Origin of the sequence: Pseudomonas sp. FW300-N2A2 (genome assembly GCF_017351735.1) — a bacterium.
GTDB classification, from domain to species: Bacteria; Pseudomonadota; Gammaproteobacteria; order Pseudomonadales; family Pseudomonadaceae; genus Aquipseudomonas; species Aquipseudomonas migulae.
The window spans coordinates 1-20,492 of sequence record NZ_JACNDU010000032.1 but is presented as its reverse complement, the minus strand read 5'-3'; the positions used below and the strand labels follow the sequence as shown (position 1 = coordinate 20,492).

Here is a 20,492-nt window from a genome sequence, read left to right as displayed (position 1 = left end):
GTCAACGTCTGACCCATCGCTATCGCCAGCAGGCTGGCTCCCACAGTGATTGTGTTTAGAGATTTACTACGTTAACGAACCGCGACATGGCGGTTTCGTCGATCCGCAGGTTGGTGAAGTCGAACAGGTTGCGGTCCGCCAATTGCGACGGGATCACGTTTTGCAAGCTGCGGAAAATGCTTTCGGTGCGGCCCGGCGTCTTGCGCTCCCACTCCTGCAGCATTTCCTTGACCACCTGACGCTGCAGGTTTTCCTGGGAACCGCAGAGGTTGCACGGGATGATCGGGAATTGCTTGAGGTCCGAGTAGGCCTGGATGTCTTTTTCGTTGCAGTAGGCCAACGGGCGGATCACCACGTTGCGGCCGTCGTCGGCGCGCAGCTTCGGCGGCATGGCCTTGAGCGAGCCGTTGAAGAACATATTGAGGAAGAACGTTTCGACGATGTCGTCGCGGTGGTGACCGAGGGCCATTTTGGTCGCGCCGATTTCGTCGGCAAAGGTGTAGAGCGTGCCGCGACGCAGGCGCGAGCACAGCGAGCAGGTGGTCTTGCCTTCCGGAATCAGCTCCTTGACCACCGAATACGTGTCTTTCTCGACGATGTGGTATTCGATGCCCAGGGTTTTGAGGTACGCCGGCAGCACGTCCTCTGGGAAACCCGGCTGTTTCTGGTCCATGTTCACGGCCACGATCTCGAACTTGATCGGCGCGACCTTCTGCAAATGCATCAGCACGTCGAGCATGGTGTAGCTGTCCTTGCCGCCGGACAGGCAGACCATGACCTTGTCGCCGTCTTCAATCATGTTGAAATCGGCGACAGCCTCACCGGCCTGACGGCGAAGGCGCTTTTGCAGTTTGTTCTGGTTGACCGTGAGAGTGCCCATGACGCGAGATCCGTGAGGTGTGACGAAAGGCCGGCATTTTACGCAAAAACCCGCCTCCGGCGAAGAGCCCCCTATCTCCTGTAGGAGCGAGCCTGCTCGCGATGGCGGTGTGTCAGTCCAAACAGTCATGCCTGATACACCGCCATCGCCGGCAAGCCGGTCTCGCTCCCACAGGGGATTGTTTGTGACAGTCCTAGTGGCGATTAACAGAGGGATTTACAGCGCGATTTGCTCTAACGCCCTACAACCTGCGGGGTTAAGACCTTTCTATACTGCGTCATAAGGTCGCACACATATCCAGACCTTTACTTACTTGGCCACTTTGGCCTGTAGGCGCTCCACTGGGGGGCGACGGTAAAAACAAGAGGAGTGACTGGCATGATCCATCACGTAGTGGGGCTCTTCACCCACCCCGACCAGGAATGGAAAGAAATCCGTGGCGACCAAGAGGAAAGCATCAGCCACATGTACCTGACCCACACGCTGATTCTGGCGGCGATCCCCGCCGTGTCGGCGTTTATCGGCACCACGCAGGTCGGCTGGGTAATTGGCAGCCGGGCACCGGTGATGCTGACGCAGGAAAGCGCGCTATGGATGACGATCATGTCGTACGTGGCGATGCTCGGCGGCGTTGCCGTAATGGGCGCGTTCATCCACTGGATGGCCCGCACCTATGACGCCAACCCGAGTCTGGCACGTTGCGTTGCGTTTGCGACCTACACCGCGACCCCGCTGTTCATAGGCGGCCTTGCGGCACTGTACCCACACATGTGGCTGGGGATGATCGTCGGGACGGCGGCCATCTGCTACACGGTGTACCTGCTGTATGTGGGGCTTCCAACTTTCATGAACATTCCATCTGACGAGGGATTTCTATTTTCAAGTTCGGTGCTCGCCGTCGGTTTAGTCGTACTGGTGGCGATCATGGCGTTCACTGTCATTGTCTGGGGACTCGGCGTGGGGCCGGTCTACACGAACTAGTTACGCTCTCCACCCAAAATCAAGATCTGCCAATACAGGCCGCCGCAAGGCGGCCTTTCAATGTGGGGGGGTAACGACCATTCGGCGCCCTGGCGATTCGCAAGGCCCGAGCGTTGCGGCATACTCGACGTCTCTGGAGATCCATCAAGCATGCCCGAGCAACTCAATACCCGCGTCGAAGACTGTTACCAACAAGCCGAATCCTTTTTCAAACGAACCTTCAAACGCCCCGTGGTGAGCCTCAAGCTGCGCGGGCAAAAAGCCGGTGTCGCGCATCTGCACGAGAACCTGCTGCGCTTCAATCCGCAGCTGTACCGCGAAAACACGGAAGACTTCCTCAAGCAGACCGTGGCCCATGAAGTCGCCCACCTGATCGCTCATCAGCTGTTTGGCGATCGCATCCAGCCCCACGGCGAAGAGTGGCAACTGATCATGCGTGGCGTGTACGAACTGCCGCCCAATCGCTGCCATACCTACGACGTCAAGCGCCGCAGCGTGAGGCGCTATATCTACAAATGCCCGTGCGCCGACAGTGATTTCCCGTTTTCGGCGCAGCGCCACAGCCTGGTGCGGCAGGGGCGGCGGTATTTGTGTCGGCGGTGCCGGAGCACGTTGGTGTTCAGTGGGGAGATGCGGGTCGAGTAAGTCGGATTTGTGGTGTTTTGGCGGGCCCCTTCGCGGGCAAGCCTCGCTCCTACAGGTGATCTCGATGCGTCTGTAGGAGCGAGGCTTGCCCGCGAAGAGGCCGGGTCAGACGCTAGAGAATCACCTTGGCACGCCGCAATTCGGCAATCCGCTCGGCACCAAACCCCAACTCCCCCAACACCTGATCCGTATGCTCACCCAGCGCCGCACCGATATGCCGATGCTCGGGCAACCCATCTGAGAACTTCAACGGACACGCCATCTGCGCCTGGCTCGTGCCATCCCCTCGCGGCACGTCGGTCACCAACTCCCGTGCCTGCAACTGCGGATGCCGAATCGCCTCACCCAAGGTCAGCACCGGCTCGACGCACGCATCGAGCTCGGCAAACAGTGCGCACAATTCGGCAAAGTCGTGTTTCTCGAATTCAGTCTGCAGCGCGTCCTTTAGCTTCTTTTGCTGGGCAGGCTGAGGTGACAGGCCCAACGCCGCCAACTCCTCCAGCCCCAGTGCCGTGCACAGTTGCTTCATGAACGGCGGCTCCAGGCTGCCCACCGATAACCAGCGCCCATCCCGCGAACGGTAATAGTCGTAGAAGCTGCCACCGTTGAGCATCTGGTCTTCCCGGCCCGGCTCCTCGCCACAGGCCAGGTACCCGGCCCCGGCCATGGCGTTCAGGCTGAACGCGCAGTCGGTCATGCTCACATCCAGATGCTGCCCCAACCCGCTTTGTTGCCGGGCGATCACCGCCGCCAGCAGGCCGATGACGCCGTGCAGCGAACCGCCGGCGACATCCGCCACTTGCACGCCCAAGGGCAGCGGGCCGTTGTCGGCGCGGCCGGTGTAGCTCGCCAGCCCCGCCAGCGCCAGGTAATTGATGTCGTGGCCGGCGCGATCCTTGTAGGGGCCGGTTTGCCCGTATCCAGTGATCGACACGTAGATCAGCTTCGGGTTGATGGCCTTCAACGCTTCATACCCCAGGCCCAATCGCTCCATGACACCGGGGCGGAATTGCTCCAGGACGATGTCGTAGTCCTGCACCAGTTGCTTGATCACCGCCAGCGCCTCGGGCTGCTTGAGGTCCAGCGCCAGGCTGCGCTTGTTGCGATTGAGGTATGCGTGGCTGGCCGACACGCCTTGGTCATGGGGCGGCAGCACGCGCAACAGGTCCATGCGGGTCGGCGATTCGATGCGCAAGACCTCGGCGCCCATGTCAGCCAATAACAGCGAGGCGAACGGCCCCGGCAACAATGTCGAGAAATCCAGAACCTTGAGTGATGCCAATGGGCCGGGCATGAGCGATCTCCGTAATCGATGCCACCAGCCTAGGCAGCCAATCGCGTTGCAGCAATCACCTGATGTGTCAGCAACTGTGACCGTTACGCTCAAATTCCAGGCATGAAAAAACCCGCCGAAGCGGGTTTTTTCATGACAACGCGTGTTATTTGACGTTGCTTGGGGTTGGGCCTTCGGCCACACCCAGGTCGTCTACTTCACGTTCATCGGAGATACCGCGACCACCGGAAGCCAGCTCGACTTGCAGCTTGTCTTCGTCCAGCTCTTTCACCCACTTGGCCACGACCAGGGTCGCAACAGCATTACCAACGAGGTTGGTCAGCGCACGGGCTTCGGACATGAAGCGGTCGATACCGAGGATCAGCGCCAGGCCGGCAACCGGCAGGTGGCCGACGGCGGACAGGGTGGCGGCCAGCACGATGAAGCCGCTGCCGGTTACGCCCGCAGCACCTTTGGAGGACAGCAACAGCACCAGCAACAGGGTGATCTGGTGGGTGATGTCCATTTGGGTGTCGGTCGCCTGAGCGATAAACACAGCCGCCATGGTCAGGTAGATCGAAGTACCGTCGAGGTTGAAGGAGTAACCAGTCGGGATCACCAGACCCACTACCGATTTATCCGCACCCAGGCGTTCCATTTTGATCAGCATGCGTGGCAGAGCCGATTCCGACGAGGAAGTGCCCAGTACGATCAGCAGTTCTTCACGGATGTAGCGGATCAGCTTGAGTACGCTGAAACCATGCGCGCGGCAGATGGCGCCCAATACCAGAACCACAAACAGGATGCAGGTGATGTAGAAGCAGATCATCAGTTGACCGAGCTGTACCAGCGAGCCAACACCGTAAGCACCAATGGTGAAGGCCATGGCACCGAAGGCACCGACCGGCGCGAGCTTCATGATCATGTTGATGATGTTGAACATCACGTGAGCGAAGCGATCGATAAAGTCCAGGACCGGCTTGCCGTATGCACCCAGGCGATGCAGGGCGAAACCGAAGATCACCGAGAACATCAGAACTTGCAGGATATCGCCGTTGGCGAAAGCGCCGACGATGGTGTTCGGGATCACATTGAGGATAAAGGCGACGATGCTCTGGTCTTTACCGGCCGAGATGAAGCCAGCGATTTTGCTGGTGTCCAGCGTCGTTACGTCGATGTGCATGCCGGCGCCCGGTTGCACGACGTTGACCACGACCAGACCGATCAGCAAGGCAATAGTGGAAACGATTTCGAAGTACAGCAGCGCATAACCGCCGGTCTTGCCGACCGATTTCATGTTCTGCATGCCGGCGATACCGCTGACGACCGTACAGAAGATGATTGGCGCGATGACCATTTTGATCAGTTTGATGAACCCGTCACCCAGCGGCTTGAGGGCCACACCGGTCTGCGGGTAGAAGTGACCAAGCAGGATGCCGATGGCGATGGCAACGATCACCTGGAAATACAGGGATTTGTACAGTGGCTGACGAGTCGTCATTGCAAAGTTCCTCAAGAGTGCGCGCTAACAACATCCATCTGTTGCCCACGACACCTGAATTGCGAACCCTCCTGCACTGGAGGGATTTGTTTTTTCGAGCTGCACGACGGCAGGCATCTGCTCGTTGTATCGCAAGCGGCGTGCCACTTTTGCAAAACCCGCTGCGAGCCTTTTGACATCAGGGGTTACAGGTTCAACGTGCCGTGGGTGCGCTATAAAACAGTGGCGGATTTCCGCCCATCCGCCAAACCTCGTCCTGCAATTTGGCGGATATCCGCCTTGTCCATTGCCTGACCCGACGACTACCATCCGTCGTTCAATAGACGGACCTGCCTTCTATGCGCGAACGTACCATCGCCAGCCATTTCGCCCGTGCCGCCCTCGGTGGCGCGCGTCGGCTGGGTCATGACTGTTCAAACCTGTTGCAACAACTCGGCATCAGCCCCGAGCTGCTGGAAGAACCGCGTGCGCGCATTGCGCCTGAGCAATTCACCCGTTTGATCCAGGGATTGTGGCTGGCACTCGACGACGAGTACCTGGGCTTCGGGCCGGTCCCGAGTAAAACCGGCAGTTTCGCGATGATGTGCCACGCGGTGATTCACTGCCGTAATCTCGATAAGGCACTGCATCGCGGCTTGTTGTTTTATGGCCTGTTCCCCGGCGGCCCGCGTCTGACCCTGACCCGCGAAAACGAAATGATCCGCCTGAGCCTGGACGATTCACAGTTTCAGGACCCGGACCATTTCCTCACCGAGAGCCAGTTGATGGTCTGGCATCGCCTCGGCAGTTGGCTGATCGGCCAGCGCATCCGCCTGGAACAAGCGACGTTCAGCTACCCGAAGCCCGAGCACGGCGCGGAATACGAGTTGCTGTTCCCCTGTCCGATGGAGTTTTCAGCGGCGCAGAGCAGCCTGCTGTTCCACAGTCGCTACCTGAACATGCCGTTGCTGCAGGACGAGCGGACCCTCAAGCATTTCCTCGAACACTCCCCCGCCGACCTGTTGTCGCGCCCGGATGACGGCGACAGCCTGAGCAGCCAGTTGCGCCGCTTGCTCAGCCGCGACAGTGCGCGCTGGCCGGACCTGGAAGCGGTGGCCGCGCACCTGCACATCAGCCCGCAGACGCTACGCCGGCATTTGCGCGAAGAGGGTTCGAGTTTTCAGGAGTTGAAGGATCAGTTACGCCGGGACATTGCGATTTATCACCTGGGGCGCGCGGACCTGTCGTTGCAACAGATTGCCGAGCAGCTGGGGTTTTCCGAGCCTTCGGCGTTTCATCGGGCGTTCAAGAAATGGACCGGGCTTACACCCGGAGCCTACCGCGCCCAGGAGAATTGAACACATAACCTGTAGGAGCCGGCTTGCTGGCGATGGCGGTGGGACAGTCGACATATTTATCGTCTGACCGGACGCCATCGCCAGCAAGCCGGCTCCTACAGGGGATCGCGGTGTTTTGGCAATCACACCACCGGAAAATGAATCCGGAACGCCGCGCCGCCCATCGGCGAATCGCCCAGCGTCAGTTTCGCGTTGTAACTCTCGATAATGTCCTTGACCACCGCCAACCCGATCCCCTGCCCCGGGTGCTGACGGTCCAGTCGTTCGCCGCGCTGCAGAATCCGCGCACGCTGATCCGGTGGCACACCCGGCCCGTCGTCCTCGACGCACAATTCGACCCCGCTCAAGGTCTCGCGCACGCTGATGCGCACTTCGCCCAGGCACAGGCGATAGGCGTTTTCCAGCAGGTTGCCCATCATTTCCAGCAAGGCGCCCTGCTCGATGGGCACGTAGCATTGCTCCGGCAGATCGAAGGCCACCCGCACGCGTTTGTCGCGGTAGACCTTGTCCAGCGTGTCGCAGAGGCTTTGCAGCACCGGCCGCAGACGCACCTGATGGCGCACCAGGCCACTTTTGCGCAGGCTGGCGCGCTGCAACTGATAGCTGATCTGCTGGCTCATGCGCTCGATCTGGGTTTGCAGCACCCAGGCCTGATCGCGATCCGCCGGGCGTTGCGCCATGTCTTCGCTGACGCCTTGCAGTACGGTCAACGGGGTTTTCAGGCTGTGCGCCAGGTCGCCGAGAGAATCGCGATAGCGGCTGCGCTGTTCGCGCTCGCTGTGCAGCAAGCGGTTGAGCGAGCCGGTCAGGCGCAGCAATTCACGCGGGTGCTGTTCGCTGAGGCTTTCGCGGGTGCCGCTTTCGATTTCGTCGAGCTCCTGACTGAGTCGGCGCAACGCCTGCAAGCCCCAGGTCAGACCGATCCACAGCAACGCCAGCAGCACCAACAAAGCGGCGCCGAAACCCAGATAGAGATTTTCCCGCAGGCCTTCGAGGGTGTCTTCGTACTCGCGCACCGGTTGCAGCGCGACGATGCTGAACGCCGCGCTTTTGCCGCCAAGCAGTTTGACTTCGACGTCATAGACGAAGAATTCCTGGCCGTTGGCTTCGCTGATCCTCGCGAACTCGTTACCGCGCCCGTCGTAACGCGGTTTGTAGTTGATGTCCTCTTCCTGAGTGCCCTTCGAGCGCCAGACCAGGTGACCTTCACGGTCATAGATGTAGCCGAGCAAACGGCTGTCGGTGAGGTTGAAACGCTCGTCCGGCAACTGCGCCGGCATCTGCAAGTGGTTGCCTTCGACCCGGGCGGCGGAAATCAGCGTGGTGACGTCCGACGCCAGGCGCTGCTCGATGGAATCCTGCAACGCCAGGCTGAACGCGCCCTGCATCGCCGGCAGCAACGCCAGCATGAACAACACCGCCAGGATCGTGGCGGCGAGCATCAAACGGACACGAAGCGAACGAATCAAGTGCAGCGCTCATTGAACAGGTAGCCGAGGCCCCGCACGGTGTCGATCGGCTTGAAGCCGGCCGGGCCTTCGAGTTTGCGGCGCAAGCGGCCGACCAGCACTTCGATCACGTTCGGATCGCGCTCGTCGTCATCCGGGTAGAGCTGCTCCATCAAGCGGTCCTTGGCCACCACTTGCTGATGATGGCGCATCAGGTATTCGAGGATCCGGTACTCGTAGGCAGTCAGCGCCAGCGGTTGTTCATCGAGGGACGCCTGCTTGCGATTGAGGTCGAGCAGCAGCGGCCCGGCGACGATGGTCGACTGGGTGAAACCGCTGGAGCGACGCAGCAAGGCATTCAGGCGCGCATCCAGCTCTTCGAACTGGAACGGCTTGACCACGTAATCGTCGGCGCCGGCAGCGAGGCCTTCGACCTTATCCTGCCAGTTGCCGCGCGCGGTGAGGATCAGGATCGGGAAGGTCTTGCCCCGCGAGCGCAGCTGACGGATCAGGTCGAGCCCGCCCATGCCGGGCAGGCCGAGGTCGATCACCGCCAGGTCATGGTTGAATTGCTCGGTCTGGTACAGCGCCTCCTCGGCGTTCGCCACGGACTCGACCACGTGGCCACTGTCCGTCAGGCGGGTTTGCAGGTGATGGCGCAACAGCGCTTCATCTTCGACGACCAGCAATTTCATAACGCTCTCCCGGGCAATTCAACCTCTCCAGAGGTGCAACGGCGTATTTCAAGACAGATCATAGCGGCCCATGAGGTTCTCCTGACGGAGTTTAATGCCATTGTGAAAGACCGACACGTTCGCGTAAGCAGCGCAGTAATCGGCCTGAGGGTTCGGGCGGCCCAACTGCGCGCCCCAGGCACTGTCATGACTGACCACGCCGTTGGTGCCGATGCTGTGCAGGGTGAGGGACTTTTTGGGTCGCTCGCCGGTCTTCCCAAGAGCAAGGCTGGCGACATTATCGTCGGAAGCGAACGCCGCGGTGCTCGCGCTCAAAACGGTGAATGCCAGCAGCAGGTTTTTAAAGCCAGTCATAGGAAAATGTCCTCATGCGCAGATGCTTTGGGTACGGCGCTACATTACGCACCGGCCCCTGAACTCCCCCTGAACGCACTCTGAACCCGAGCTGAACCAGATCGACTAGGCTGTGTTGACGACTTTTTTGCAGGAGATCCGACCATGCGTATATTCCTTGCCCTGTTCTTGCTGGCCGTGAGCGGGCTCAGCCAGGCGGCCATCAAGACCCAGGAAATCCCCTATCAAAGCCCCGACGGCACCAAGCTGATCGGGTATTACGCTTACGACGACGCGGTTAAAGGCCCCCGCCCTGGCGTTGTGGTGGTTCACGAGTGGTGGGGGCTCAATGACTACGCCAAGCGCCGCGCCCGTGACCTCGCCGGTCTGGGCTACAGCGCCTTGGCCATCGACATGTATGGCGACGGCAAAAACACCGAACATCCCAAGGACGCCATGGCGTTCATGCAAGCGGCGATCAAGGACAGCGCCGCCGCCAGTGCGCGGTTTCAGGCCGGGCTGGATCTGTTGAAGAAACAGCCGCAAACCGATCCGGATAAAATCGCCGCGATTGGCTACTGCTTCGGCGGCAGCGTGGTGCTGAACGCGGCACGTCAGGGCTTGCCGCTGGCGGGCGTGGTGAGTTTCCACGGGGCGCTGGCGACCAAAGCACCTGCAACGCCGGGCAGCGTGAAAGCGAAAATCCTTGTGGAGCATGGCGCGCTGGACAGCATGGTGACGGCGGAAAACGTCGCGGCGTTCAAGGCGGAGATGGACAAGGCCGGGGCCGATTATCAATTCGTCAACCTTGAGGGCGCCAAGCATGGGTTCAGCAATCCGGATGCGGATCGCTTGAGCCATGGCGATCATGGCGGGCCGGATATTGGTTACAACAAGGCGGCGGATGAAAAATCGTGGGCGGATATGCAGGCATTCTTCAAGAAGATATTTGGTTGAGCAGGTAGACCGAGGCGCGGCCATCGCGAGCAGGCTCGCTCCCACATTTGAAATGCATTCCAATGTGGGAGCGAGCCTGCTCGCGATGGCCACGCCTCGGTTCTGAACCTTTGCACTACCCAGCTTCAAGGCAACCCGGCAAAATGCCCGACATGAATCCCGTCCCCGCCCTGCCCGCCTGCTGCACCCCACTCGATGCCCATTGGCCGCTGCCGTTCGTATTGCCCGATACGGTGCTGCTGAGCACGCACTTCAACACCTCGCAACTGGCCGCCGATGACTTTCAGCGCAGCGCCATCGAGCCGCCCGCGACCATCCAACGTTCGGTGGCCAAGCGTCAGGCCGAGTTTCTTGCCGGCCGGGTTTGCGCTCGCGCCGCGTTGCAGCGATTGGAAGGGCTGAATTTTACCCCGGCCATTGGCGAAGACCGGGCGCCGGTCTGGCCCGCGCACATCTGCGGCTCGATCACCCACAGCACCGGCCGCGCTGCGGCGATTGTCGCGCAGAAAACCCACTGGCGCGGCTTGGGAATGGACCTGGAAAACCTGCTCAACCCTGAACGGGCCGAGCGCCTGGCCGGGGAAATTCTCACCCCGCCGGAGTTACAACGCATGGCGGCAGGCCATCGCGATCAACTGGCGCTGCTGGTGACGCTGACGTTTTCGGTGAAGGAGAGTCTGTTCAAGGCGCTGTATCCGATTGTTCAGCAGCGCTTCTACTTCGAGCATGCCGAGGTGTTGGAGTGGTCCGAGGCGGGTGAGGTGCGGTTGCGATTGTTGACGGATCTTTCCAGTGAATGGCGCCATGGCACCGAGCTGGATGCGCAGTTCGGGGTGAAGGATGGGCAGTTGTTGAGTTTGGTGAGTATCAAGGCCTGAAGATTTACGGCGTCGGTTCGGGCCTCATCGCGAGCAGGCTCGCTCCCACACTGGATCTATGCCACACCGAAAATCCCCTGTGGGAGCGAGCCTGCTCGCGATGGCGGCAGACCATTCACCGCCAATCTCAACGCTTCTCCTGATTGCGCGGCCAACTCAAACTGAAACACGCCCCACCCAGGCTCTTGCTCTTGCTGATCAACGCTCGCCCGTCATGCCAATGGATGATCCGCCGCACGATCGACAGCCCCAATCCATGCCCGCCCGAAGCACGGGTTCGGCTGTCATCGAGACGCAGGAACGGCGTAAATATTTTCTCCCACGCGGATTCCGGCACACCCGGCCCGTCATCCTCGATGTCCACCCGACAACGCTGCTGCCCGACCTGATAGCTGACGGTCACCCGCGATGAGGCATGGCGCATGGCGTTGCTCACCAGGTTCTGGATCGCCCGGTGCAGGTAACGGGGTTCGGCCTCGACCCAGGCATCATCGCAATCGGCGGCCGAGAGGCACAGACCGCGCTGCACCGTGACGTCGGCGCGCAAGGGCGCCAATTCTTCGATCACTTGATTGACCAACGCATCCAGGTCGATCCGCTGGAAATTCAGCGCGGGCGAACCCTGTTCCAGCCGCGCATAAGTGAGCATCTCGTCCACCAGCCGATCAAGGTCTTCAATATCGTGATCCATGCCCTCACGGTACTTCTCCAACGCCTGCGGCGTGGTGGCCGAGCCGATCATCTCCAGGCCGAAACGCAGCCGCGCCACGGGCGTGCGCAATTCGTGGGACACCGCGCGTACCAGTTCACGCTGGATCGCCAGCAACTGCTGCAAGTGCTCGGCCATGCCGTTGAACGCCGAGGCCAGGCGCCCCACCGAGTCGGCGCCGCGCGCCGGCACGCGGGTTTCCAGGCTGCCTTTGGCGATGCGCGTGGCGGCCGCTTCGAGCCCGCGCAAACGACGCTCCAGTTGCCGCACCAAGAGATAGACGATCAACCCGATCAGGCTCAAGCCCAGCGCCGCGATCAGCACCAGCCACTCCGGCGGGTAAGGATTCATCTGATACAACGGACCGATTTCCAGCACCCACGGCGTGCCGACCATGCCGGCAAACACCCGGATCGAATCGCCGCCCTTGCCCAGCGCCATTACCGTATCGCCTTCGGCCACCCGACGGCTCTGGTCTTCGTCCATGTCCGCTTCGCCGACCGTGACCAGCCGCAAGTCGAAACCAAACCCCTTGTCTTCTTTCAACTGCGCCAGTCGCTTGGGCTGCTCGGCCACCGGCACGCGCACCAGCTCATCGGCGAGCAGGTAAATAGTCGCGCGGGCCAGTTGCTCGCTGATCTGCTGCACCTCCCCCGTGAGCACCAACTGCTCCTTGTCGCTGATCAGTCGATAGACCTTCGCCGCATGCGGACCGGTCTGCTCCACCAGCGCCTGACCGCGCAGCACGCGGGTGCGCTGAGTCAGGTCGAGGTCGGTCTGGGCGAAGGTCTTCAGCGCCAACGGAATCCCGAGCAGGCGTTCCCACACCAGCAAGGCGCGGTGACGCTGGGTTTCGTTCATCGGTTGCAGGTTGTCGGCCATCAACGAGAACGTGCCATGGGCCAGGCGTTCGCGGTACTGCTCGCTGCGCACCTGGTTGAGCATGTGCAGGGCCAGCACGCCGAGCACCGCCACCAGAATCAGCGCCGCGCACATGCCGCCATAGATGCGCAGGAAGATCGAGTTCACAGCGACGGATCTACGCAGGCTTCCGGCACGAACAGGTAGCCTTTGCTGCGGATGGTTTTGATCAGGCGCGGATGATCCGGGTCATCGCCGATCTTCGGCCGGATGCGCGAGATGCGCACGTCGATGGAGCGGTCCTGGCCGTCATAGCCGATGCCGCGCAGTGCGGTGAAAATCTCTTCACGAGAGAGGATGCGCCCGGCATTGGCCACCAACAGCCACAACAGGTCGAACTCGGCGCTGGTCAGCTCGATGCCGTTGTCGTGCAGCCAGGCTTCACGCAAGGCGTTGTCCACCACCAGCGGGCCGAATTGCAGGCGCCGCTGTTTTTCCGGGACGGGTTCAGGCGCTTCACTGCGCCGCAACAGGGCCTGGATGCGGGCCAGCAGCAGGCGTGGGCGAACCGGTTTGCAGACGTAGTCGTCGGCGCCCAGGTCGAGGCCGAGGATCTGATCGGTGTCGTCGGTACGCGCGGTGAGCATCAGGATCGGCCCGTCGTACTTGTCACGGACCTTGCGGCAAATGCTCAGGCCGTCTTCGCCCGGCAGCATCAGGTCGAGGATCACCAGGTCCGGTTTCTCCTTGATGATGCGCGCGGCCGCCAGGGCGCCGTTGCCTTCGATCGACACACGCAGGCCATTGGCCTCCAGGTATTCGCGGGTCAGTTCGGCCAGACGCTGGTCGTCTTCCACTATCAATACCTGCCAGGCTTCTTGCTCCACGGTGACCTCTGCTTGCCAACAACACTAATAAGGAAGGATCCGCCCGTCTTTTTGTAATGATTGGGGAGGATAAGAATGCGTAACCATCGGCCGATTGTATAAACGTCGCCCGCCGAGAACACAAGCCGGCAAATGCGTTCGGACAACCCGGTTTTTTGTGATAGGGTTCGCGCCCTTAAAAATCCGAATGACTGTTTTCAATCGCTGAAAATCAGCGAAAAACAGTCCGCTCCAGCTAGGTCGCGGCCTACACGCTCGTTCCACCTTTCACACACAATTTACGCACAGGTTTATCCACAGGTAGTACGTTGCAACACCCTCCGAAACGCATTATCTTGTACCCCGGCGCGAAAAAAACCCTACATGTAGGGTTTTACGCCAAAAACCAAACACAAACCGGACACCGATTTCAAGCGCTTTTATTGCCTCTTTCCGGTTGAACCAAACGTATTTTCGAAAGACCAAACCGCGCGTGCGGATGGCTACTGTTTTTGAGCCGGAAACGGCGTTAACGGTACGGGTGTTGCAGTCGATTACTGTCACCCAAAAGGATCCTGGTGTCAGGCTCAAGGCCTGGGACCAAAGACTTCGGCATGGAAGCGGCGCCCCAACAGCCCCCTTCCTGATCTGTCCCGAAGTTGGTATGCCCGGCCCAGCCGGTTGTAGTGCTTCAGGACGGAACGGTGGGCACCGTGATGGTGCCCAAACAAACATAGAGAATGTGGAGACAACCCCCCATGCAAACCGACACAACTCGCGAGAACCCGCAGGGCACTTTGCCGCAGGCCGCTGATTCGACTTCGGATCTGTCCGCCACCGCGCCTGGCCAACTGCGCGTGATCAAGCGTAACGGCACTGTCGTTCCTTACACCGATGACAAGATCACCGTCGCGATCACCAAAGCGTTTCTCGCAGTTGAAGGCGGCACCGCTGCCGCTTCGTCGCGAATCCATGACACCGTGGCCCGCCTGACCGAACAGGTCACCGCGACCTTCAAGCGTCGCATGCCGTCGGGCGGCACCATCCACATCGAAGAAATCCAGGACCAGGTCGAACTGGCCCTGATGCGTGCCGGTGAGCAGAAAGTGGCTCGCGACTACGTGATCTACCGCGACGGTCGTTCGAAACAACGCGCTGCCCACGCTCCGGCAGAAGAAGCGGTCAACGCTCACCCGTCGATCCGCATCACCCGCGCCGACGGCACTTTTGCACCGCTGGACATGGGTCGCCTGAACACCATCGTCACCGAAGCGTGCGAAGGCCTGGAAGAAGTCGACGGCGACCTGATCCAGCGCGAAACCCTGAAAAACCTGTACGACGGCGTGGCCCTGACCGACGTCAACACCGCTCTGGTGATGACCGCTCGTACCCTGGTCGAGCGTGAGCCGAACTACTCGTTCGTGACCGCCCGCCTGCTGATGGACACCCTGCGTGCCGAAGGCCTGAGCTTCCTGAACGTTGCCGAAAGCGCGACCCACCACGAAATGGTCGACCTGTACGCCAAGGCATTGCCTGCGTACATCGCCAAGGGTATCGAATTCGAATTGCTGAACCCGGTCCTGGCCACCTTCGACCTGGAAAAACTCGGCAAGGCGATCAACCACGAGCGCGATCAGCAGTTCACCTACCTGGGCCTGCAAACCCTGTACGACCGTTACTTCATCCACAAGGACGGTATCCGCTTCGAACTGCCACAAATCTTCTTCATGCGCGTGGCCATGGGCCTGGCGATCGAAGAGAAGCAGAAAGAAGACCGTGCGATCGAGTTCTACAACCTGTTGTCGTCCTTCGACTACATGTCGTCGACTCCGACCCTGTTCAACGCCGGCACCCTGCGTCCACAGCTGTCCAGCTGCTATCTGACCACCGTGCCGGATGACCTGTCGGGCATCTACCACGCGATCCACGACAACGCCATGTTGTCGAAATTCGCCGGCGGCCTGGGCAACGACTGGACCCCGGTTCGTGCACTCGGTTCGTACATCAAGGGCACCAACGGCAAATCCCAGGGCGTGGTTCCGTTCCTGAAAGTCGTCAACGACACCGCCGTTGCCGTTAACCAGGGTGGCAAGCGCAAAGGCGCTGTATGTGCCTACCTGGAAACCTGGCACATGGACATCGAGGAGTTCATCGAACTCCGCAAGAACACCGGTGATGATCGTCGTCGTACCCACGACATGAACACCGCCAACTGGATCCCTGACCTGTTCATGAAGCGCGTCTTCGATGACGGCAAGTGGACCCTGTTCTCGCCGTCCGAAGTACCGGACCTGCACGACCTGACCGGCAAGGCTTTCGAAGAGCGTTACGAGTACTACGAAGCCCTGACCGAGTACCCGGGCAAGGTCAAGCTGTTCAAGACCATCCAGGCCAAAGACCTGTGGCGCAAAATGCTGTCCATGCTGTTTGAAACCGGCCACCCATGGCTGACCTTCAAAGACCCGTGCAACCTGCGCAGCCCGCAGCAGCACGTTGGCGTGGTCCACAGCTCGAACCTGTGCACCGAGATCACCTTGAATACCAACAAGGACGAGATCGCCGTTTGCAACCTGGGCTCGATCAACCTGCCGAACCACATCGTCAACGGCAAGCTGGACACCGCCAAGCTGGAACGCACCGTGAACACCGCTGTTCGCATGCTCGATAACGTTATCGACATCAACTACTACTCGGTGCCACAAGCGAAGAACTCCAACTTCAAGCACCGTCCGGTCGGTCTGGGCATCATGGGCTTCCAGGACGCTTTGTACCTGCAGCACATTCCTTACGGTTCCGACGCTGCCGTCGAGTTCGCCGACAAGTCGATGGAAGCGGTCAGCTACTACGCGATCCAGGCGTCCTGCGACCTGGCCGACGAGCGCGGCGCGTACGAGACGTTCCAGGGTTCGCTGTGGTCCAAAGGCATCCTGCCGCTGGATTCGCAACAGATCCTGATCGAGCAGCGCGGCCAGAAGTACATCGACGTTGACCTGAACGAATCCCTGGACTGGGCACCGGTTCGCGCCCGTGTACAGAAAGGCATTCGTAACTCCAACATCATGGCCATCGCACCGACCGCGACCATCGCCAACATCACTGGCGTCTCGCAGTCGATCGAGCCGACCTACCAGAACCTCTACGTGAAATCGAACCTGTCGGGCGAATTCACCGTGATCAACCCGTACCTGGTTCGCGACCTGAAGGCTCGCGGCCTGTGGGACTCGGTCATGATCAACGACCTGAAGTACTACGACGGTTCGGTGCAGCAGATCGAGCGCATCCCGCAAGAACTCAAAGAGCTCTACGCGACTGCCTTCGAAGTGGACACCAAGTGGATCGTCGACGCGGCAAGCCGTCGTCAGAAGTGGATCGACCAGGCTCAGTCGCTGAACCTGTACATCGCTGGCGCCTCGGGCAAGAAGCTGGACGTGACCTACCGCATGGCCTGGTACCGTGGCCTGAAAACCACTTACTACCTCCGTGCCCTGGCCGCGACCAGCACCGAGAAGTCGACCATCAACACCGGCAAGCTGAACGCTGTTTCCAGCGGCGGCAACCACGGTGAAGATTCGGTCCTGGCAGCTCCTGCCGGTCCTGCTCCAGTGCCGAAGGCTTGCGCCATCGACGAGCCGGATTGCGAAGCTTGCCAATAAGCCGAGCCGGTAGGCGCTGAAAGGCGCTTACCCGACAACCCCCGATCGGTCCTCTGGATTGGTCGGGGGTTTTCTTTTGCCCATGGAAATGTGGTGACTGGTATGACGCCTTCGCGGGCAAGCCTCGCTCCTACAAGGTTTTGTGAACGACAAAGAGCTTTGTAGGAGCGAGGCTTGCCCGCGAAGAGGCCCTCCCTGACAACACAAAATCCCGGGCATAAAAAAACCCCTCTTACGAGGGGCTTTTTATGCAGCGCTATCCAGCATCAGGTCATCTGAATGATGGTCTGCATGATGGTGCTTTGAGTCGAGATGGTCTTGGCGTTCGCCTGGTAGTTGCTCTGCGCCTTGATCAGGTCGACCAGTTCGCTGGTCAGGTTGACGTTGGACTCTTCCAGGGAGTTGGAGTGGATCTCGCCCAAGGTGCCGGTGTTCGGCGCATCGTAGCCCGGGATACCCGACGCGTAGGTTTCTTTCCAGCTGGTGCCGCCTACTGGCTGCAGACCTTGCTCGTTGGTGAAGCTGGCGAGCGAGATCTGGCCGATGGCCTTGGTCTGGCTGTTGCTGAAGTTGGCCAGCATGATACCGCTACCATCGATGGTCAGGTTGGTGATCTGGCCGGTGGCGTAGCCGTTCTGCGTAGGAATCGAACGTGCGGTGTCAGCATTGTATTGCGAGGTTTTGGCCATGGAGACCGTAACGACGCCGGAAGTAGCGCCGTTCGCTGTCCACACGCCATTTTTCACGTCACCGGGAATCCAGCCGGTGACCCTCAGGTCAGGGCTGACGATCGGCGTCGGAACGGCCGGAGTGGTAACCGAAACCAGATTGCCCGAGGTATCGAACACCATGGTCGAAGCGACCGGCAGGTTCAACGGAACCGCGGTAGGACTAGGGTCGGTGCCATTCGGGTTGCGACCATCAATCAGGGTGTAGGTTTTCCAGGTGTTCGCCCCGGTCTTGACCATGTATTGGTCCATGACGTGCTTGTTACCCTGAGTGTCATAAATCGGGGTACTGAACTGTTTGGTGAAGGTGGCTTCTTTGGTCGAATCAAACGGGGTGGCAACCTGATCGATAACCGGTGCGGTGGAGTTCAGGTTGATCGTCGACGACACCGTGGAGGTGTTTTTTGGCGCCAGGTTCGAAGTATCGATACGCAGGTCGGTCAACACGCCGTTGATGATCTTGCCGTTGGCGTCCACGCCGTAACCTTGCAGACGCGAAGTGCCGTCGGTGTTGGTGACGTAACCGTCCTTGTCGACCTTGAACGTACCGGCACGGGTGTAGGACAGCGAGCCGTTGTCGTTCAGCACGAAGAAGCCGGAACCGTTGATGCCCATGTCCAGCACGTTGCCGGTGTTGTTGACGTCGCCCTGGGTGAACTGCTGGGAAACGTTGGCCAGGCGCACGCCGTTACCAATGGTTTTGCTGCCGGAACCCAGCTTGGTCGCCGAGTAAACGTCCGAGAATTCCGCACGGGACGATTTGAAACCGGTGGTCGCGACGTTGGCGATGTTGTTGCCGGTCACGTCCAGTTGTTTGTTGGCTGCATAGAGACCGCTAAGGCCGATATTGAAAGACATATTCCACTCCTTTGTGCCGTGTTAGTCGGCTCTACATACCAATTGTTTGTACTTTGGACAGGGCGATGCTGCCCCCACCGGCGAGATTGAGCATCAACTCACCGCCGGTCTGGCTGATGGTCACGCTGCTGACGGTCGCCGGCAGGTACGTCACCAGCGAAGTCGCCTTGCCGTCGTAAGTCGCGGTAGCGCCGAAGGTGTACGTACCCGCCTTGGCCACTTCGCCCGCATCGTTCTTGCCGTCCCAGATGAAACTGGCGCTGCCGGCTTTTTGGCTGCCCAGGTCGATGGTGCGGATGACCTTGCCATCGGCGTCGGTAATCTTCACTTTCACCGGGTCCACCGAGGCCGGAACCGCGACGGTCCCGTTGAAGCTCTTGGAGGTATCGACCACGGCCTTCTCGCTCGGCGCGATGACCGAACGCCCGACCAGCGACGAAGCCTGCAGGGCCTGGGACGAGTTGTAATTGCTGGCCAGGCCACTCACGGTGGTGTTGAGCGTGGTGATGCCTTCCAGGCTGCTGAACTGCGCCAGCTGGGCAACGAACTCGCCGTTGTCCTGCGGCTCCAGCGGGTTCTGGTTCTTCAGCTGTGTCACCAGCAACTGCAGGAACGCGTCCTTGCCCAGGGCCTTTTTGCCGGTTGCGCTGTTCGTGGCGGACGCCAGGCCATCGGCGCTGGTGTTGGTCTTGATCGAGGAGTTGGCCAGGATGTCTTTGAGGCTAATGCCGCTAGTGGTATCGGTAACACTCATCTGAGTCGCCCCTTATCACTGACCGAGGGTCAGGACCTTCTGCATCATGGTTTTGGCGGTGTTCATCATTTCGGCGTTGGTCTGGAACGAACGGCTCGCGGAAATCATGTCGGCCATTTCTTCAACCACGTTGACGTTCGGGTAGTAGACGTAGCCCTTGGCGTCGGCCGCCGGGTGGTTCGGCTCATAGCGCGCTTCCAGATTGCTCTGGTCTTCGACCACGCCCAGCACTTGCACGCCCTGACCGGCCGCGTCCTGGTTCTGGAACAACGAATCACTGCCGCCGCTCTGCCCGCCCTGGAACATGGTGGCGAACACTGGATGACGTGCGCGATAGGTCTGGTCGATGCTCGACGAGACGGTCTCGGCGTTGGCGATGTTCGAGGCCACGGTGTTCAAGCGCGTGGTTTGCGCGCTCATGCCGCTACCGGCAATGTTGAAAACACTGGATAGAGACATGACTTACTCTCCGCGAATGGCTGACATCAGCCCTTTGAATTTGCTGTTGAGCAGGGTGAAGCTGGCCTGGAAGTTGATCGCGTTTTCCGCGTAGTTCGACTGTTCCAGCTGGGCGTCCACGGTGTTCTGGTCAATCGACGGTTGCATCGGCGTGCGATACAGCAGCGACTCGTCGCCATTGCCCATGCCTTCGGCTTCGATATGACGGTTGTTGGTCATGTTCAAGGCGAATGTGCCGCTCTTGGTTTTCTCGTTCTGCTCGGCGAGCACTTTCGAGAAGTCCAGATCCCGAGCCTTGTAGTTCGGGGTGTCGGCGTTGGCGATGTTGTTGGCCAGGACTTCGGCACGCTGGGCGCGGAAGCCCAGGGCTTGTTCGTGGATACCGAGCGCTTTATCGAAGCTGATGCTCATGTCGGGAAACCTTCGGGTGACCTGATTTTTCGTACGATGGATATAGCAAGCGGCGTGCCAATTCAAAAAAGCCCGTAAACCGGGGCTTTGCGGGCTTGGGCAAGGCGGCAATGCCAGAAAAGCGGCAACGGGTTTCCGCCGTCTGCCGCTTTTCTGCCGCTTTCGGTTTTGGGCTTGGGTTGTGTGCATATCCGTTTTTGCGGTAACGGCGGCTATTGGTTTCGCCCTTACGGCGAGTCACTTTGGAAAAGCCCCAAAGTAACCA

General features: G+C 60.1%; 19 protein-coding genes. 6 read left to right on the top strand and 13 right to left on the bottom strand.

Annotated elements, in window-relative coordinates; all coding sequences use genetic code 11:
- Positions 1–55: 55 nt before the first annotated feature.
- Positions 56–880, bottom strand: coding sequence for a tRNA 2-thiocytidine(32) synthetase TtcA (gene ttcA, locus J4E42_RS25470; RefSeq protein ID WP_008029346.1), 825 nt, complete (start codon positions 878–880; stop codon positions 56–58).
- A gap of 378 nt (positions 881–1,258) precedes the next feature.
- Here ttcA and J4E42_RS25465 point away from each other — a divergent pair, with 378 nt between their 5' ends.
- Positions 1,259–1,861 (top strand): Yip1 family protein, encoded by a 603-nt coding sequence (locus J4E42_RS25465; RefSeq protein WP_008029348.1) that lies wholly within the window; start codon positions 1,259–1,261, stop codon positions 1,859–1,861.
- Between the two features lie 150 nt (positions 1,862–2,011).
- Complete coding sequence (locus J4E42_RS25460) at positions 2,012–2,506, top strand: SprT family zinc-dependent metalloprotease (RefSeq protein WP_207286448.1); 495 nt, start codon at positions 2,012–2,014, stop codon at positions 2,504–2,506.
- A gap of 112 nt (positions 2,507–2,618) precedes the next feature.
- Here J4E42_RS25460 and J4E42_RS25455 read toward each other — a convergent pair whose 3' ends face one another.
- Together J4E42_RS25455 and J4E42_RS25450 are read right to left on the bottom strand one after the other, a co-directional pair.
- A complete protein-coding gene (locus tag J4E42_RS25455; protein ID WP_207286447.1) occupies positions 2,619–3,800 on the bottom strand; it encodes a CaiB/BaiF CoA-transferase family protein in 1,182 nt (393 codons plus the stop codon).
- Between the two features lie 145 nt (positions 3,801–3,945).
- A complete protein-coding gene (locus J4E42_RS25450) occupies positions 3,946–5,280 on the bottom strand; it encodes a dicarboxylate/amino acid:cation symporter (RefSeq protein WP_207286446.1) in 1,335 nt (444 codons plus the stop codon).
- A gap of 338 nt (positions 5,281–5,618) precedes the next feature.
- Between J4E42_RS25450 and J4E42_RS25445 the strand changes: the two genes are divergently transcribed.
- A complete protein-coding gene (locus tag J4E42_RS25445; RefSeq protein ID WP_207286445.1) occupies positions 5,619–6,617 on the top strand; it encodes an AraC family transcriptional regulator in 999 nt (332 codons plus the stop codon).
- Positions 6,618–6,739: 122 nt separating this feature from the next.
- Here J4E42_RS25445 and J4E42_RS25440 read toward each other — a convergent pair whose 3' ends face one another.
- The 3 genes from J4E42_RS25440 to J4E42_RS25430 are packed head-to-tail and all read right to left on the bottom strand — an operon-like array spanning position 6,740 to position 9,114.
- A complete protein-coding gene (locus J4E42_RS25440; RefSeq protein ID WP_008041754.1) occupies positions 6,740–8,086 on the bottom strand; it encodes an ATP-binding protein in 1,347 nt (448 codons plus the stop codon).
- Positions 8,083–8,760 (bottom strand): response regulator, encoded by a 678-nt coding sequence (locus J4E42_RS25435; RefSeq protein WP_008029360.1) that lies wholly within the window; start codon positions 8,758–8,760, stop codon positions 8,083–8,085. Before J4E42_RS25435 ends, J4E42_RS25440 begins: the two co-directional genes overlap by 4 nt.
- Before the next feature lie 48 nt (positions 8,761–8,808).
- Positions 8,809–9,114 carry a hypothetical protein gene (locus tag J4E42_RS25430; RefSeq protein ID WP_008029361.1) on the bottom strand — a complete coding sequence of 102 codons (306 nt, stop codon included), beginning with the start codon at positions 9,112–9,114 and terminating at the stop codon, positions 8,809–8,811.
- Positions 9,115–9,258: 144 nt separating this feature from the next.
- On the opposite strand from J4E42_RS25430, the gene J4E42_RS25425 reads away from it, so the two are divergent.
- Both J4E42_RS25425 and J4E42_RS25420 read left to right on the top strand, forming a co-directional pair.
- Positions 9,259–10,050 (top strand): dienelactone hydrolase family protein, encoded by a 792-nt coding sequence (locus tag J4E42_RS25425; protein ID WP_207286444.1) that lies wholly within the window; start codon positions 9,259–9,261, stop codon positions 10,048–10,050.
- 152 nt (positions 10,051–10,202) lie between these two features.
- Positions 10,203–10,928, top strand: coding sequence for a 4'-phosphopantetheinyl transferase (locus tag J4E42_RS25420; protein WP_202949196.1), 726 nt, complete (start codon positions 10,203–10,205; stop codon positions 10,926–10,928).
- Between the two features lie 127 nt (positions 10,929–11,055).
- Here J4E42_RS25420 and J4E42_RS25415 read toward each other — a convergent pair whose 3' ends face one another.
- Positions 11,056–12,666 (bottom strand): ATP-binding protein, encoded by a 1,611-nt coding sequence (locus J4E42_RS25415; RefSeq protein WP_008041763.1) that lies wholly within the window; start codon positions 12,664–12,666, stop codon positions 11,056–11,058.
- A complete protein-coding gene (locus tag J4E42_RS25410; RefSeq protein ID WP_008041764.1) occupies positions 12,663–13,385 on the bottom strand; it encodes a response regulator in 723 nt (240 codons plus the stop codon). Before J4E42_RS25410 ends, J4E42_RS25415 begins: the two co-directional genes overlap by 4 nt.
- Positions 13,386–14,122: 737 nt before the next feature.
- On the opposite strand from J4E42_RS25410, the gene J4E42_RS25405 reads away from it, so the two are divergent.
- Positions 14,123–17,017: a ribonucleoside-diphosphate reductase subunit alpha gene (locus J4E42_RS25405; RefSeq protein ID WP_008029373.1), complete on the top strand. Its 2,895-nt coding sequence runs from the start codon at positions 14,123–14,125 to the stop codon at positions 17,015–17,017.
- A gap of 266 nt (positions 17,018–17,283) precedes the next feature.
- On the opposite strand, the gene flgE is transcribed toward J4E42_RS25405, so the two are convergent.
- From flgE to J4E42_RS25380, 5 genes are all read right to left on the bottom strand, one after another.
- The gene (flgE, locus tag J4E42_RS25400; protein ID WP_008041765.1) at positions 17,284–18,603 is read right to left on the bottom strand and encodes a flagellar hook protein FlgE; all 1,320 of its coding nucleotides are present in this window, start codon (positions 18,601–18,603) and stop codon (positions 17,284–17,286) included.
- 31 nt (positions 18,604–18,634) lie between these two features.
- A complete protein-coding gene (gene flgD, locus J4E42_RS25395; protein ID WP_008041766.1) occupies positions 18,635–19,357 on the bottom strand; it encodes a flagellar hook assembly protein FlgD in 723 nt (240 codons plus the stop codon).
- A 15-nt stretch (positions 19,358–19,372) separates the two neighbouring features.
- The gene (gene flgC, locus J4E42_RS25390) at positions 19,373–19,816 is read right to left on the bottom strand and encodes a flagellar basal body rod protein FlgC (RefSeq protein WP_007937507.1); all 444 of its coding nucleotides are present in this window, start codon (positions 19,814–19,816) and stop codon (positions 19,373–19,375) included.
- 3 nt (positions 19,817–19,819) lie between these two features.
- Positions 19,820–20,227 (bottom strand): flagellar basal body rod protein FlgB, encoded by a 408-nt coding sequence (gene flgB, locus J4E42_RS25385; RefSeq protein WP_008041767.1) that lies wholly within the window; start codon positions 20,225–20,227, stop codon positions 19,820–19,822.
- A partial coding sequence (locus tag J4E42_RS25380) for a hypothetical protein (protein ID WP_207286443.1) occupies positions 20,208–20,492 on the bottom strand: 285 nt, incomplete at its 5' end. The genes flgB and J4E42_RS25380, both read right to left, overlap by 20 nt.

Bases quoted from the DNA above. Each gene is read 5' to 3' on its own strand.
- J4E42_RS25430 (WP_008029361.1), bottom strand. From the start codon at position 9,114: ATGACTGGCTTTAAAAACCTGCTGCTGGCATTCACCGTTTTGAGCGCG.
- J4E42_RS25425 (WP_207286444.1), top strand. From the start codon at position 9,259: ATGCGTATATTCCTTGCCCTGTTCTTGCTGGCCGTGAGCGGGCTCAGC.
- flgC (WP_007937507.1), bottom strand. From the start codon at position 19,816: ATGTCTCTATCCAGTGTTTTCAACATTGCCGGTAGCGGCATGAGCGCG.
- J4E42_RS25445 (WP_207286445.1), top strand. From the start codon at position 5,619: ATGCGCGAACGTACCATCGCCAGCCATTTCGCCCGTGCCGCCCTCGGT.
- J4E42_RS25405 (WP_008029373.1), top strand. From the start codon at position 14,123: ATGCAAACCGACACAACTCGCGAGAACCCGCAGGGCACTTTGCCGCAG.
- J4E42_RS25435 (WP_008029360.1), bottom strand. From the start codon at position 8,760: ATGAAATTGCTGGTCGTCGAAGATGAAGCGCTGTTGCGCCATCACCTG.
- flgD (WP_008041766.1), bottom strand. From the start codon at position 19,357: ATGAGTGTTACCGATACCACTAGCGGCATTAGCCTCAAAGACATCCTG.
- ttcA (WP_008029346.1), bottom strand. From the start codon at position 880: ATGGGCACTCTCACGGTCAACCAGAACAAACTGCAAAAGCGCCTTCGC.
- J4E42_RS25455 (WP_207286447.1), bottom strand. From the start codon at position 3,800: ATGCCCGGCCCATTGGCATCACTCAAGGTTCTGGATTTCTCGACATTG.
- flgB (WP_008041767.1), bottom strand. From the start codon at position 20,227: ATGAGCATCAGCTTCGATAAAGCGCTCGGTATCCACGAACAAGCCCTG.
- flgE (WP_008041765.1), bottom strand. From the start codon at position 18,603: ATGTCTTTCAATATCGGCCTTAGCGGTCTCTATGCAGCCAACAAACAA.
- J4E42_RS25420 (WP_202949196.1), top strand. From the start codon at position 10,203: ATGAATCCCGTCCCCGCCCTGCCCGCCTGCTGCACCCCACTCGATGCC.
- J4E42_RS25450 (WP_207286446.1), bottom strand. From the start codon at position 5,280: ATGACGACTCGTCAGCCACTGTACAAATCCCTGTATTTCCAGGTGATC.
- J4E42_RS25465 (WP_008029348.1), top strand. From the start codon at position 1,259: ATGATCCATCACGTAGTGGGGCTCTTCACCCACCCCGACCAGGAATGG.
- J4E42_RS25460 (WP_207286448.1), top strand. From the start codon at position 2,012: ATGCCCGAGCAACTCAATACCCGCGTCGAAGACTGTTACCAACAAGCC.